Raw genomic sequence first — 13,999 nt, 5'->3', positions numbered from 1 at the left:
GCAACTTCATGCCGGATGCGGCCCGAGTTGCGCAACTTTGCGCCAAAACCGGCATAACGGCGCCCATTTGACACATCTGTTACGCAAACTCTCTTGCCAGTTTTTCAGCACTGTGACTATAGAAACGGCAAATAGGGACGCCCTTGCGCGGCCTTTGGAACTATCTGACTTTGCATAGAAAACAGATGCCCTCCAGCCGTAACGAAGCCTCCATCATGATGACTCGCCGCCACCTTCTGGTGACGCTCTCCTCGGCTGCCATTCTGGCGGGCACGGGGGCGGTGCCGCGCAGCGCCTATGCGCAGGAAACGACGCCCCCGGCGCCGATCGACGCGCCTGCTGCCGCGCCGCAGAAACCGTTCAGCTTCGACACGCTCGCCGAAGAGATGCGCGCCCTTGCTGCCGCCGGTCCCGATGCGCCGCTGACGCTGCCCGACAGCTTCCTGAACCAGCTCACCTATGACCTCTATCGGCTGATCCGCTTCAACCCGGCGAAAGCCCGGTTTGCCGATGTCGAGCGGACGCATTTCCAGCTGCATGCCTTCCATATGGGCTGGCTGTTCAAGGAACCCGTGCTGCTGAACGAAGTCGTGGGTGGTCAGACGCTGCCGATGGGCTTTGACACCGACGATTTCATCTACGAGCGCGAAAGCCGCGACAAGGTTCCGCTGCACGTCGCGCTGCCGGGCGTTGCGGGCTTCCGCCTGCACACGCCGCTCAACCGCCCCGATGTCTTCGACGAACTCGTGGCCTTCCAGGGCGCGTCCTATTTCCGCGCGCTTGGCCGCAACTCGGCCTATGGCCTGTCGTCGCGCGGGCTGGCGGTGAACACCGGCCTGTCGGTGGCCGAGGAATTCCCGCGCTTCACCCGTTTCTGGATCCAGCGCCCCGAGCCGGGCGGCGAGACGATCACGGTCTGGGCCGCGCTCGAAAGCGCCTCGCTGACCGGCGCCTATCAATTCGTGATCCGTCCGGGCTTCGAGACGGTGATGGATGTGACCGCGCGTCTGTTCTTCCGCGCCGATATCGAACAGCTGGGCATTGCGCCCTTGACCTCGATGTTCCTCTTTGCCGAACGCAACCGGGCGAAATTCGACGATTACCGGCCGAACGTGCATGACAGCGACGGTCTGGGCATCGTGCGCGCCGATGGCGACATCCTGTGGCGTCCGCTGGCGAACCCGCCGCGGCTGGCCTCGTCCTATTTCTCGGAAACCGCGCCGAAGTCCTTCGGTCTTTATCAGCGCGACCGCGAATTCGACCATTATCAGGACGACGCGGCGCATTACGAAAAGCGTCCCTCCTGCGTGGTCGAACCCGTGGGCGACTGGGGCAAGGGCGTGATCCGTCTGGTCGAGATCCCCTCGGATCTCGAAGTGAACGACAACATCGTGGCGTTCTGGATCCCCGATGCCGAGGCGAAGGCGGGCGAAAGCCGCGAATTCAGCTATCGGCTGCGCTGGGGCGACATCGAATTCGAAGATTTCGACGACCGCGCCCATGTCAAGGAAACCCGCACCGGCGAGGGTGGCGTTTCCGGCGTGCAGAATACCGATGGCACCCGCAAGTTCGTGATCGACTTCGTCGGCGGGCTGATGGACAGCCTCGGCCATGACGAGGCCGAGAACCTGACCATCGTTGCCAACGCCTGGAACGGCGAAATCGTGACGAAAGTGCTTTCCCGCAACACCACCGACGGAATCTGGCGTCTTGTCATGGATGTGAAGCCGACCGGGGGTGACACTGTCGAACTGGCTGCCCATATCGCTGGATATGGTCGCAAACTGACCGAAACCTGGCTCTATCAATGGATCCACGCATGACCGCGCATACCTCCTCCCTCTCTGCGCTCGCGTCCGAAGCCGTGCTGTCGCCCGATGCGCTGATCGCAGGCCCCTGCGCCCTTCCGGTGGCGCCGATGGCGATGCCGCATCAGGTGATCGAGCAGCAAAGTGGCCTGATCCGCCGCCTGCTGACCGGCCTGCATCTGCAGGCGGCGCCTGCCGGCACCGGCCACTGAGATCATGGCGCTCTCGCTCGCCTCACGCGCAGGGCTTTATGCCCTGCGTTTTCTTGCCATCGCCTTCAGCTTGCTGGCGGGGATCGGCGCCTTCATCCTGTTCCTGCAGTTCGGCTCGGTCGACGGGATCGACGCGCTGGATGTGACGCGAGCGGTGCTGATCCTGATCTCGACGCAATGGCTGGCGCTGGGGGCAACCGTGGCGATGATCGGCCTGCCCAGCCGCGCCCGGCCGCCGAAATACGATCCGAAAGCGCCGATCAAGGGCCGCACCGTCGTGCTGGTCCCGGTCTATAACGAAGACCCGCTGGTGACCTTTGCCCGCATCGCCGCGATGGATGCCTCGCTGGCCGCGACGGGCGACACGGCCGAGGTTCATTTCGCCGTTCTCTCCGACACCCGCAACGATCTGATCGCCGCGCGCGAGAAGCTGATCTTCGCGCGTCTGGTGGCGGAACGGAATGCGATCGGCCGCTTCTTCTACCGGCGGCGCGAGCTGAATACCGGCAAGAAGGCGGGCAACATCGAGGATTTCATCACCCGTTCGGGTGGGGCCTACGATTATGCGGTGATCCTGGACGCCGACAGTCTGATGGAAGGCGAGACGATCCTGCAGATGGTCCGCCGAATGGAGGCCGAGCCGCGTCTTGGTCTGTTGCAGACCCTGCCCAAGGTGATCCGCGCCCGCTCGCGCTTTGGCCGGGCGATGCAATTTGCCGCCGCCTTCTTCTCGCCCGTCTTCGCCCGTGGTCTGGCCATGGTGCAGGGCGAAACCGGCCCGTTCTGGGGCCATAATGCCATCGTGCGCACCCGCGCCTTTGCCGAAAGCTGCGGCCTGCCCGCACTCAAAGGCAAGCCGCCGTTCGGCGGTCACGTGATGAGCCACGACTACGTCGAAGCCGCCCTGCTCGCCCGTGGAGGCTGGATCGTGCGGCTTGATGACGATCTGGGCGGCAGCTACGAGGAAGGCCCGGAAAACATCGTCGATCACGCCAAGCGCGACCGTCGCTGGTGTCAGGGCAACCTGCAGCACAGCCGGATCATCGGCGCCCCCGGCCTGCGGATGTGGTCGCGCTTCGTCTTCTCGCAAGGGATCATGGCCTATATCGCGCCGCTGTTCTGGGTCGGTTTCATCCTCGCCTCGATCGCCGCGCCGCTGATGGCGCCGCCGCCGGATTACTTCCCGACGCCCTACTGGCCGATTCCCTATTTCCCGCCGTCCGAGGCCTCGAAAGCGATCAGCCTTGCCATCGGCATCTTCGGTCTGCTGTTCCTGCCGAAGGTTCTTATTGCCCTGCGGATGTCGGTGACGGGTGCGGCAAAAGGTTTCGGGGGACCGATCCTCGCCTTCGCCTCGACGCTGTCGGAACTTGCGCTGTCGTCCATCACCGCCCCGGTTCTGCTGATGTATTCGACCCGCTCGGTGATGCAGGTGGTGATGGGCCGCGACGGTGGCTGGCCCACCAACAACCGCGGCGACGGCACGCTGAGCCTCAAGGACAGCTTTGCCGCCTCGCACTGGATCGTCACGATCGGCCTTGTCGGCTTGCTGACGACCTGGTTCTTCGCCCCCGGCCTGCTGCTGTGGCTGCTGCCCGTCGGCTTGCCGATGGTCTTCTCGCCGGTGATCCTGTCGTGGTCCTCGCGGCCGTCGCGATCGCGGCTGATGGGCGTGCCGAGCGAATATGCGAAGCCGGCCGTGGTGAAGCTGCATGACGAAGTGCTCAATCGTTGGGCACTTGACGTAGAGGCCGAACAGGAACAAGACGCGCGACAACCGAAGAAAGAGTTGTCCGCGCATCATGGCTGATCACACCCACGCACCGCTTCCAAGCGGCGCCCGCGACCCCCGGCTGGATTTCTTCCGGGGCGTCAGCCTCGTGATGATCTACATGAACCACGTGCCGGGGACGATCTACGAGAACTTCACCTCGCGCAATTATGGTCTGTCGGACGCGGCCGAGGGCTTCGTCTTCATGTCGGGCTGCGCGGCGGCGCTGGCTTACGGGCCGAAGATCAAGGACGGGCTGAACTGGCCCGGCATCCGCAAATGCTGGGGCCGGGCCTGGCTTCTCTATCTGGTGCATATCTTCATCTCGGCCTGGGCGATCGCGATCGCCTCGGGCGCGACGCTGTGGTTCGGCGGCGGCGAGATGCTCAAGCACAATGCCTTCGCGCCGTTGACCGAGACCCCCCTCGCCTTCCTTGTCGGCATCGCGACGCTGGGCCATCAGCTGGGCTATGTGAACATCCTGCCGATGTATGCGGTGCTGCTGCTCTGGGCGCCGTTCCTGATCCGATTGGGACAAAAGAAACCGATGGGGCTTTTGGCCTTTACCGTCGGGCTTTGGGCCTTTGCGGGCTGGTCCGGGCTCGATCTGCCGAATTACCCGTTCGACGGCGGCTGGTTCTTCAACCCGTTCTCGTGGCAGCTTCTGTTTTCGCTGGGCATCCTGACCGGGCTGTTCCTGCGCCGGGGCGAGCGCTTCGTGCCGGTGTGGAAGTGGATGATGGTGCCCGCGGTGATCTGGCTGGCCTTCAGCGCCTTCTGGGCACAATCGCCCGATCTGCAGGCGAAGTTCGGCCATGTGATCTGGCAGATCCTGCAATATGGCGTGCCGCGCTTCATCGTCGATTTCGACAAGACCTATGTCTCCGGCCCGCGTCTGAGCCACTTCCTCGCGCTTGGCTACATGCTGTCGCTGCCGTGGCTGATCCCGGCAATCGCGGCGTCGCGCTGGGTGAAACCGATCCGCACGATGGGCAAGCAGGGGCTGCAGGTCTTTGCGCTGGGAACCGTGCTGGCGATCTTCAGCCAAGCGGTGAAGGCCTCGCATCCGGCCGGCTTCTGGCAGGACAGCGTGCTGATCCTCGGCGGGCTGACCGTGCAATGGGCCTTTGCCGCCGTGCGGGAATATATCAAGCCGCATCCGACGGCGCCGAAGGCCGCGAACGACTGAAACCGAAGCCGGACGGAGAATGCCATGCGTTTTCCGTCCGGCTGTTTCGCTAAACCCCCGGATCCAGCCGCACGGCGGCCGAGCGCAGGGCTTTCAGCGCCGCCTGCACCTTTGGCGTGCGATGCAGATCGACATGGGTCACCAGCCAGAACGGGCTGTCCCATTCCGCCATCGGCGCCACCACCTCGACCAGACGCGGGATCGCGCGGCCCTGCAGCACCGGCAGGAAGCCAAGCCCCAGCCCCGCCTCGATCGCCGCCTGCTGCGAGGCCATCTCGTTGGCCATGAAGACCATCGCCTCGGGCGGCACCTGCCCCGCGAGCCACCGGAAGAACGGCGCCCGGCTTTCACGACTGTCAGGACCGACGAAGCGATGCCCCGCCAGATCCTGCGCCCCCTTCGGACGCCCGTGCCGTTCCAGATATTCCGGCGCCGCATAAAGCGCGGTGCGGTTCACGCCCAGTTGGCTGACCACATTGTCGGGCTCGGTCGGCCGCGCCCCGGCGCGGATCGCCACATGCGCCTCGCCATATTCCAGACGGAACACCCGTGGATCGGTGATGTAGCGCAAAACCAGCGCCGGATGCGCCCGCATCAATTCCGCCATCGCCGGCATCACCAGCGCGGCCAGCGCAGGCAATGAGGTGATGATCAGCTCGCCGCGCATCTCCTCGCCCGCCCCGGCAATCCGGGCGGCGAGTTGCGCGAACTGATCCTCGGTCGCCTGACCGACGGCCAGCAATTGCTGCCCCGCCTCGGTCGGCGTGTATCCTCGTGGATGGCGTTGAAACAATTTCGTGCCAAGGCGCGTCTCAAGCGCATCGACATGGCGGATCACCGTGGCGTGGTGAACGCCCAGAACCTCCGCAGCCCCTGACACAGTCCCCATCCGGGCGACCTGATAGGCGGTCCGGATTTCGTCCCAGTTCTCGAAGCGCATTTGTGCACCCATGAACGAACATGCCCCCAGCATGTGTATTTTGTTATCTTGTGCAAGTACGCAGATCGCCGCGGGGGAGCAAGCCCAAGGAGAGGACGTTGACTCCCCGGGCCTTTTCGCGTAGTGCACCCCAGATTCCCCGGAGGTTCGGTTCCTCCGGTCCTTGCGGGTGCAAGGATCGCCACCAGTCAGCGCGTTGCGCCCACTGGTGCGCTTGTCGTTGATCGGCCGCAATCGCGGCGCAGGAGGGCAACATGTTCGAGTCTCTTTCCGAACGCCTTGGCGGGGTGTTCGAGCGGCTGACGAAACAGGGCGCGCTGACGGCCGAAGACGTCAAGGTGGCGATGCGCGAAGTGCGCACCGCCCTTCTGGAAGCTGACGTCTCGCTGCCCGTGGTGCGCGAGTTCGTGAAGAAGGTCGAGGCCAAGGCGACCGGCGCGCAGGTGACGAAATCGATCACCCCCGGTCAGCAGGTCGTGAAGATCGTCCATGACGAGATCGTCGCGATGCTCTCGGGCGAAGAGGCCGCCGATGCGCTGAAGATCGACAACCCGCCCGCGCCGATCCTGATGGTCGGCCTGCAGGGCGGCGGCAAAACCACCACCACCGCGAAACTCGCCCGCCGTCTGAAAGAGCGGGAAAAGAAGCGCGTGCTGATGGCCTCCCTCGACATCTACCGCCCGGCCGCGATGGAGCAGCTGGCGATTCTCGGCACGCAGATCGGCGTCGACACGCTGCCGATCGTTCCGGGCGAAACCGCGGTGCAGATCGCCAAGCGGGCGAAGACTCAGGCCGCGATGGGCGGCTATGACGTTTACCTGCTCGATACCGCGGGCCGACTGCATATCGACGAAGTGCTGATGGGCGAAGTCCAGCAGGTCCGCGATGCGGTCTCGCCCCGCGAGACGCTTCTGGTCGTCGATGGCCTGACCGGTCAGGTCGCGGTCGAAGTGGCGCAGGAATTCGACGACAAGATCGGCATCACCGGCGTCGTGCTGACGCGGATGGACGGCGACGGCCGCGGCGGTGCGGCGCTTTCGATGCGCGCCACCACCGGCAAGCCGATCCGCTTCGTCGGCCTTGGCGAAAAGATGGACGCGCTGGAAACCTTCGAGGCGTCGCGGATCGCGGGCCGCATCCTTGGCATGGGCGACATCGTTGCCCTTGTGGAGCGCGCGCAGGAAGTCTTCGAGAAAGAACAGGCCGAGCGCATGATGCGCCGGTTCCAGAAGGGCCTGTTCAACCTCAACGACATGAAGTCCCAGCTTGAACAGATGATGAAGATGGGCGGGATGCAGGGCGTGATGGGCATGATGCCCGGCATGGGCAAGATGGCGAAACAGGCCGAAGAGGCCGGGTTCGACGATCGCACCATCCGCCGTCAGATCGCCATGATCAGCTCGATGACGAAAAAGGAACGGGCGCATCCCGAATTGCTGCAAGCCAGCCGCAAGCGCCGCGTTGCCGCGGGCGCGGGCGTCGATGTGGCCGAGCTGAACAAGCTTCTGAAGATGCACCGGCAGATGGCCGACACGATGAAGAAGCTCGGCAACATGAAGGGCGGCATGCTGAAACAGGCGATGGCCGCGATGCAGGGCAAGTTCGGCGGCCTTCCGGGCAAGGACGAGATGGACCCGGCGAAGATGGAAGAAGCCGCCAAGGCGATGGCCGAGATGAAGGGCCTGCCGGGCGCGCTGCCGGGTCTGGGCGGTCTGAAGCTGCCGCCGGGGCTGGCTGGCCTTGGCATGGGCAAGAAGAAGTAACATGGTCGCGCTGTCCCCCACGCCGGTGATCGAGACCTCTCGTCTGGTGCTGCGCGCGCCGGGCGGGCGGGATTTCGCCGCGTGGCGGAAGTTTTTCCTGTCCGATCGCAGCCGGTTCATCCGCCCCTCCGAGGCCGACGAGGCGCTCGCCTGGCGCGCCTGGTCGGGCGTGATCGGCCATTGGGTGATGCGCGGCTGGGGCAGCTTCGTCGTCACCACCCATGACAGCGACGCCGCCATCGGCATGACCGGCCCCTGGGCGCCGATCAACTGGCCGGAATATGAAATCGGCTGGACGCTCTGGTCGGACGAGCACGAGGGCAAGGGCCTGATGACCGAGGCGGCGAAAGCCACGCTCGATCACGCCTTCCGCACCCTGAAATGGTCGACCGCGGTCAGCTATATCGACCCGCAAAACGCCCGGTCGATCCGGCTCGCCGAACGTCTGGGCGCCGAACTCGACCCCGAGGCCCGCCGCGTCGAGGACAAGCCGGTGCTGGTCTACCGTCACCGCAAACCGGAGGATCTGGCATGAGCGATGCAACCGCCCGCGCCGCGGAACTGCTGCGCGAACATCGCGCCTCGATCGATCGGCTGGACGCGATCATCGTCTTCACGCTGGCCGAGCGCTTCAAGCGCACGCAGGCGGTGGGCAAGCTCAAGGCCGAACACGACCTGCCGCCCTCGGACCCCGCGCGGGAGGCCCAGCAGATCGAACGTCTGCAACAACTGGCGAAAGAGGCCGATCTCGACCCCGAATTCGCCCGCAAATTCCTGTCTTTCGTGATCTCGGAAGTGATCCGGCATCACACGTCGTTCCAGAAATGATGGGCCCGCAAGGCCCGCTCACAGCCATCTGAAGGAGAAATAGCATGGCCATGAAAATCCGTCTCGCCCGTGGTGGTTCGAAAAAGCGCCCGCACTATGCGATCGTTGCCTCGGACTCGCGCATGCCGCGCGACGGCCGCTTCCTTGAAAAGCTGGGCACCTACAACCCGCTGCTCGCCAAGGACAGCGAAGACCGCGTCAAGATGAACATGGAGCGCGTGCAATACTGGCTCGCCCAGGGCGCGCAGCCGACCGACCGCGTGGCCCGCTTCCTCGAAGCCGCCGGCGCGATGCCGAAAGCCGAGCGCGCCAACATGAAGAAAGCCGAGCCGGGCGCGAAAGCGAAGAAACGCGCTGAAGAAAAGGCTGCCAAAGCCGCCAAAACCGAAGAATAATCTTCGGAGTCCCGGGTTCGGGCTCTCATGCGGGCCGGGCAGCGATGTCCGGCCTGCCGTCGTCTGGAGGGGGATCATGTCGAAAACGGATCGTGTCTGCGTCGGTGCCATCGCCGGGGGCTTTGGCGTCAAGGGCGAGGTGCGGCTGAAAAGCTTCTGCGCGACGCCCGAGGACATCGCCGCCTATGGGCCGCTTTATTCCGAAGACGGTGCCCGCAGCTTCACCGTCAAGCTGACCCGTCCGGTCACCGGCGGTCTGGGGGCGCGGCTGTCAGGCATCGCCACCAAGGAAGAGGCCGACGCGCTGAAAGGCGCGACGCTCTGGGCCGATCGCGCGCGCCTGCCGCATCTGCCCGATGACGAGTTTTACCACGCCGATCTGATCGGCCTGCCGGTCCATGACACCGGCGGGGCGCTGATCGGCACGGTCCGCGCCGTGCTCGATTTCGGCGCGGGCGACATTCTGGAAATCCACGCGCCGGGGCGCAAGACGACGCTGATGCTGCCCTTTACCCGCGCCGTCGTGCCCACCGTCGATCTGACCGCGGGGCGCATCATCGCCGACCCGCCCGAGGACCTCGAGTGATGCAGGTCTTCCTGCATCTGGGGTTTCACAAGACCGGGACCTCCTCGGCCCAGATGTTCCTGCACGAAAACCGCGAACTGATCTGGCCGCGGGCGGCGCTGGTGCTTCCGGGCCGCATCCGCGAGGTCGCCCATGCGGTCTTCGCGCATCACTATGACCGCGATGCCACGTCGCTTGCGGCGATCACCGCCGCGATGCGGGCGTTTCTCGGCACGATGACTTTGGGGCCGAATCGGCGGATCCTGATCTCGTCCGAGAACCTGCTCGGCCCGATGCCGCGCGGCGTGACCCCCGCCCCCTACCCCGATGCGGCGGCGATCCTGCGTGCGCTGATTGCCGGGTTTGCCCATTTCGACTGGCCGGTGCAGGTGACGCTCTATCTCTCCACCCGGGCGCAGGGGCCCTGGGTCGACAGCCTTTGGGCGCATCAGGTCCGCAAGGATCAGCCCATCCCTTTCACCGAGGATCTGGAGAGTTTCCGGGCGCGGATGAACCGGGTCTCGCAGGGGGAACAGCTCGACATCCTGCGCCGCAATCTGGCGGGGGTGAAGCTGGTGACGCAGGACCTGTCGGGCTTTGACGGCTTGCCCTTTGGCGCCGGGCAGCCGTTTCTCGACTTTCTGGCGCTGACACCCGAGCAGCGCGCGGCGTTTCAACCGGTCTTTCGCCGCAATGTCTCGCCCCCCCGCGCGGTGACCGAGGCGCTTCTGGCCCTGAACCGTCAGGGCCTGGGCGAGGCGGAGCTGGCCGCGGCGAAACGGGCGCTTCTGGCCGAGGCGGGCGCCGAGACGATGAGCGAAGAGGACGAGGCATGAGTGACACCGACGACACCCCGCCGCCGCCGCGCAAGGGCGCGATGAAGCTGACGACGGCGGAACTGGTCGAGGCGGAAACGCCCGAGGTCGCGCCTGCGCGCTCGCATGGGCGGCGGGCGGTGGTGACCTCGCTGTCGGGCAAGGTGACGCCGCGCGATCTGATGGCCGAGGTCGAGACCGTCGCGGGCGTCTGGACGGCGAAGATCGTGACGCTCTTCCCCGAGGCCTTTCCGGGCGTTCTGGGGCTGAGCCTGACCGGCAAGGCCCATGACGCCGGGCTGTGGCGGCTGGAAACCATCGACCTGCGGCCCTTCGGTCTTGGCAAGCACCGCAACGTCGACGACACGCCCGCGGGCGGCGGCGCCGGGATGGTGCTGCGCGCCGATGTGGTGGCGGCGGCGCTTGACCATGCCGCGGCGGGCACGCCCGCCGATCGCGCCGACTGGCCGGTGATCTACATGTCGCCCCGCGGCAAGCCCTTCACGCAAGGCCACGCGCGGCGTCTGGCCGCGGCACAGGGCGTGACGATTCTCTGCGGGCGGTTCGAAGGCGTCGATGAGCGGGTTCTGGAAGCCTATGGCGTCGAAGAGGTCTCGATCGGGGATTTCGTGCTGACGGGCGGCGAGATCGCGGCGCAGGTGGTGATCGACGCCACGGTGCGGCTGCGCGAGGGGGTGCTGGGCAACTCTGAGAGCGCGACCGAGGAAAGCCATTCGAACGGGCTTCTGGAGCATCCGCAATATACGCGCCCCGCAGAATGGCGGGGCCGCGCGATTCCCGAGGTGCTGATGTCGGGCAACCACAAGAAGATCGCCGACTGGCGCCGGGAGATGAGTGAGGCCCTGACACGGGAACGACGGCCGGATTTGTGGGAGAAGTTCGGCAAGTGATTTCGCCTCGGCTTCGCCGAGGCGACCCGCCGGGGGCGCTGCCCCCCAGGGCTGCCACGGGCAGCCCGTTCGATGGGGCCACCTTCCACCGGAAGGTGGCGCGACCCCATCTCACCCCGAGGTATTTTGGGCAAGATGAAAGGGGCACGGTGATTTTGCGATGTCTGGCGACTTTGTCGCTGCTTCTGCTGTCCGAGTGCTTGCGAAAGGATATTGCCCCGCAGTTCGTCTCGGGGCGCGATGCGCATGAGATGACGATGTTGGCAAGCGGTAGGGAATTTGCCGTCTGCGTCGTGACGGTCTATCAAACCAGGCCCGGCCTTGAACCTCCGACCCTGCTGGCCCACTTCGAACCGTGGAGCCGGACCCAGATCGAGCAGCGGGTGGATGAAATGGCGATCGAAGGACGCGTGCTGTCCAATGCGATGGAATGCTGGGGCGACGAGATCAAGGCGGCGACGCGGGCCCCCGATCCTTTCAGCTATCTTGAGCGCGCAAAGCTGATGAATGCCTTTGACCACGCGGCGCATGTCGCGATTTTCGATCCGCAACGCCATCTTTTCCTCGCGCTGCAAGGCTGAGGCGGGCCCCCCCCACTTCCCCCTTGATCCCTTGCCCTTTTCCCCGTATGCCGCGCGGGTCCGGACCGGAATCGGCTCTCGGACCCTTTTCCTTTGCCTGCGGCGGCCTGCTTCGGTTGCAGCATGGGGTTCAGGACGGGGCTTGAACAGGACGAACGATCCTCCGGCGGGCGCCCCTGCGAGAGCAGGCGCGGACCCGAGCGAAGACCGGAGCTCTCGGGCGGCGACACCTTTGCGGACATAACCGCAAGCAACGAAAGGATTTGCGATGAACCTGATCGCACAACTCGAGGCGGAACAGATCGCCGCCCTCGGCAAGACCATCCCCGACTTCAAGGCCGGTGACACCGTGCGCGTCGGCTACAAAGTGACCGAAGGCACCCGCTCGCGCGTGCAGATGTACGAAGGCGTCTGCATCGCTCGCAAGGGCGGCGCCACCATCGCGGCCTCGTTCACCGTGCGCAAGATCTCGTTCGGCGAAGGCGTGGAACGCGTGTTCCCGCTCTACTCGACCAACATCGACAGCATCGAAGTGGTGCGTCGCGGTCGCGTCCGTCGTGCGAAACTCTACTACCTGCGTTCGCGTCGCGGCAAATCGGCTCGTATCGCCGAAGTCACCAACTACAAAGCCAAAGCCGAATAAGGAGCGGGACGATGAAAGCCGATACCCACCCGAATTACCACTTCATCACCGTCAAGATGACCGACGGCTCCGAGTATCTGACCAAGTCCACCTGGGGCAAGGAAGGCGATACGATGGCGCTCGACATCGATCCGCTGGCGCACCCGGCCTGGACCGGTGGCTCGGCCAAGCTGATGGACACCGGCGGCCGCGTGTCGAAGTTCAAGAACAAATACGCTGGCCTCGGCTTCTGAGCTGCCGCGTGATCGTTCCGAAAGGGCGCCCTCGGGCGCCCTTTTGCTTTTCGCCTGCATCCCCCGCCGGGGCCGTGCCAAGAGCCCCGGTTTTCCTTGGCAAAATACGCGCGGGGGTGCGGGGGGCGCAGCCCCCCGCGGGTCGCCTCGGCGCCAGCCGAGGCGAAACACACCCACGACCGTTCAAACCCTTTGCGCCTCCCCCCTTGCGCCTGCGCGCTTCCTTCGGTAGCCGGAGCGTCCTATAAACGCGAAGGCCCCGAGACAGGGCCGCTGAACGGGGTGTTGACGTGGCGCATATCATCGTTGTCGGCAATGAAAAGGGCGGCTCGGGCAAATCCACCACCTGCATGCATGTGGCGACCGCGCTGGCGCGCATGGGCAAGAAGGTCGGCGCGCTCGACCTTGACCTGCGACAACGCTCCTTCGGCCGCTATGTCGAGAATCGCCTGGCCTACATGGCGCGCGAAGGGCTCGATCTGCCCTCGCCCGAATACCGAGAACTGCCCGAGGCCGATGCGGCGACGCTCGCCCCCGGCGAGAACCCCTATGACCACCGGCTATCCTCGGTCGTGGCCGAGCTGGACCCGATCTGCGATTTCGTGGTGATCGACTGCCCCGGCTCGCATACGCGTCTCAGCCAGGTGGCGCATTCTCTGGCCGACACGCTGATCACGCCGCTCAACGACAGCTTCATCGACTTCGACCTGCTCGCCCGGATCGATCCCGAGACCTCCAAGGTCACCGGGCCGTCGATCTATTCGGAAATGGTCTGGTCGGCACGGCAGCTGCGCGCCCGCGCGGGGTTGAAGCCGATCGACTGGCTGGTGCTGCGCAACCGGATGAGCTCGCAGCAGGCGCACAACAAGCGCAAGGTGGGGGAAGCGCTGGAACAGCTGTCGAAGCGCATCGGCTTTCGCGTCGCGCCCGGGTTTTCGGAGCGGGTGATCTTCCGCGAGCTGTTCCCGCGCGGCATGACGCTGCTCGATCTGCGCGATCTCGGCGTCGAGAACCTGAACATCTCGAACATCGCCGCCCGGCAGGAGCTGCGCGATCTGGTGCGCGACCTCAACCTGCCCGGCGTGACGGTGGATTTCTGATCAGACTGCGCGACGCTGCGCCACGAAGCGGAACGGCGAAAGCGGACCGTGCAGGCGGCCGGGCGTGACGGCTTCGGCCAGCATCGACACACGATGCGCGAACACCGTATCTTCGGAACCGCGCAGTTTCGCGATCAGGGCCATGAGCTTGCGTGCCATTTTGGTCTCCAGTCCGTTTGTCTGCCCGATCTGCTCCCGCTTTGCGGCCAAAGCGTGACTCAAGAAGGGAGAGAGCGCGGCCCTTC

Annotated in this window: 17 protein-coding genes; 15 read left to right on the top strand and 2 right to left on the bottom strand. The window is 65.3% G+C overall.

Going from position 1 to position 13,999, the window contains the following annotated elements:
* The first annotated feature begins 218 nt into the window (after window positions 1-218).
* Genes C8J30_RS06140 through C8J30_RS06125 form a run of 4 tightly spaced genes read left to right on the top strand, consistent with a single transcriptional unit; the run spans window position 219 to window position 4,980 of the window.
* The gene (locus tag C8J30_RS06140; RefSeq protein ID WP_394341914.1) at window positions 219-1,823 is read left to right on the top strand and encodes a glucan biosynthesis protein; all 1,605 of its coding nucleotides are present in this window, start codon (window positions 219-221) and stop codon (window positions 1,821-1,823) included.
* Window positions 1,820-2,020, top strand: a complete 201-nt coding sequence (locus tag C8J30_RS06135; RefSeq protein WP_110804835.1) for a hypothetical protein — start codon at window positions 1,820-1,822, stop codon at window positions 2,018-2,020. The genes C8J30_RS06140 and C8J30_RS06135 overlap by 4 nt, the downstream gene beginning before the upstream one ends.
* A 4-nt stretch (window positions 2,021-2,024) precedes the next feature.
* Complete coding sequence (mdoH, locus tag C8J30_RS06130; RefSeq protein ID WP_110804834.1) at window positions 2,025-3,830, top strand: glucans biosynthesis glucosyltransferase MdoH; 1,806 nt, start codon at window positions 2,025-2,027, stop codon at window positions 3,828-3,830.
* Window positions 3,823-4,980, top strand: coding sequence for an OpgC family protein (locus C8J30_RS06125; RefSeq protein WP_110804833.1), 1,158 nt, complete (start codon window positions 3,823-3,825; stop codon window positions 4,978-4,980). The genes mdoH and C8J30_RS06125 overlap by 8 nt, the downstream gene beginning before the upstream one ends.
* 49 nt (window positions 4,981-5,029) lie before the next feature.
* Here C8J30_RS06125 and C8J30_RS06120 read toward each other — a convergent pair whose 3' ends face one another.
* Window positions 5,030-5,920 (bottom strand): LysR family transcriptional regulator, encoded by an 891-nt coding sequence (locus C8J30_RS06120; RefSeq protein WP_110804832.1) that lies wholly within the window; start codon window positions 5,918-5,920, stop codon window positions 5,030-5,032.
* Between the two features lie 254 nt (window positions 5,921-6,174).
* On the opposite strand from C8J30_RS06120, the gene ffh reads away from it, so the two are divergent.
* From ffh to C8J30_RS06065, 11 genes are all read left to right on the top strand, one after another.
* Complete coding sequence (ffh, locus tag C8J30_RS06115) at window positions 6,175-7,683, top strand: signal recognition particle protein (protein ID WP_110804831.1); 1,509 nt, start codon at window positions 6,175-6,177, stop codon at window positions 7,681-7,683.
* Window position 7,684: 1 nt separating this feature from the next.
* On the top strand, window positions 7,685-8,218 hold the full coding sequence (locus C8J30_RS06110) for a GNAT family N-acetyltransferase (RefSeq protein ID WP_110804830.1): 534 nt from the start codon (window positions 7,685-7,687) through the stop codon (window positions 8,216-8,218).
* Window positions 8,215-8,511, top strand: a complete 297-nt coding sequence (locus C8J30_RS06105) for a chorismate mutase (RefSeq protein ID WP_110804829.1) — start codon at window positions 8,215-8,217, stop codon at window positions 8,509-8,511. The genes C8J30_RS06110 and C8J30_RS06105 overlap by 4 nt, the downstream gene beginning before the upstream one ends.
* Window positions 8,512-8,555: 44 nt before the next feature.
* Entirely contained in the window at window positions 8,556-8,906 is a 351-nt protein-coding gene (gene rpsP / locus C8J30_RS06100) for a 30S ribosomal protein S16 (protein ID WP_055211875.1), read from the top strand.
* A gap of 76 nt (window positions 8,907-8,982) precedes the next feature.
* The gene (gene rimM / locus C8J30_RS06095) at window positions 8,983-9,492 is read left to right on the top strand and encodes a ribosome maturation factor RimM (protein ID WP_110804828.1); all 510 of its coding nucleotides are present in this window, start codon (window positions 8,983-8,985) and stop codon (window positions 9,490-9,492) included.
* A complete protein-coding gene (locus tag C8J30_RS06090; protein WP_110804827.1) occupies window positions 9,492-10,307 on the top strand; it encodes a hypothetical protein in 816 nt (271 codons plus the stop codon). The genes rimM and C8J30_RS06090 overlap by 1 nt, the downstream gene beginning before the upstream one ends.
* A 41-nt stretch (window positions 10,308-10,348) precedes the next feature.
* Window positions 10,349-11,197, top strand: coding sequence for a tRNA (guanosine(37)-N1)-methyltransferase TrmD (trmD, locus tag C8J30_RS06085; RefSeq protein WP_110805020.1), 849 nt, complete (start codon window positions 10,349-10,351; stop codon window positions 11,195-11,197).
* A 95-nt stretch (window positions 11,198-11,292) separates the two neighbouring features.
* A complete protein-coding gene (locus C8J30_RS06080; RefSeq protein ID WP_220033701.1) occupies window positions 11,293-11,778 on the top strand; it encodes a hypothetical protein in 486 nt (161 codons plus the stop codon).
* A gap of 268 nt (window positions 11,779-12,046) precedes the next feature.
* Window positions 12,047-12,421 (top strand): 50S ribosomal protein L19, encoded by a 375-nt coding sequence (gene rplS, locus C8J30_RS06075; RefSeq protein ID WP_110804825.1) that lies wholly within the window; start codon window positions 12,047-12,049, stop codon window positions 12,419-12,421.
* Between the two features lie 11 nt (window positions 12,422-12,432).
* Window positions 12,433-12,654, top strand: a complete 222-nt coding sequence (gene rpmE / locus C8J30_RS06070; RefSeq protein WP_013066106.1) for a 50S ribosomal protein L31 — start codon at window positions 12,433-12,435, stop codon at window positions 12,652-12,654.
* Between the two features lie 290 nt (window positions 12,655-12,944).
* Window positions 12,945-13,754: a division plane positioning ATPase MipZ gene (locus tag C8J30_RS06065; RefSeq protein WP_110804824.1), complete on the top strand. Its 810-nt coding sequence runs from the start codon at window positions 12,945-12,947 to the stop codon at window positions 13,752-13,754.
* On the opposite strand, the gene C8J30_RS18565 is transcribed toward C8J30_RS06065, so the two are convergent.
* Window positions 13,755-13,913 (bottom strand): hypothetical protein, encoded by a 159-nt coding sequence (locus tag C8J30_RS18565; RefSeq protein ID WP_181420795.1) that lies wholly within the window; start codon window positions 13,911-13,913, stop codon window positions 13,755-13,757.
* Window positions 13,914-13,999 lie beyond the last annotated feature (86 nt).

Source organism: Rhodobacter viridis, from assembly GCF_003217355.1.
GTDB classification, from domain to species: Bacteria; Pseudomonadota; Alphaproteobacteria; order Rhodobacterales; family Rhodobacteraceae; genus Rhodobacter; species Rhodobacter viridis.
The sequence above is the reverse complement of the archived record's forward strand: the minus strand, read 5'-3'. Positions and strand labels throughout refer to the sequence as shown.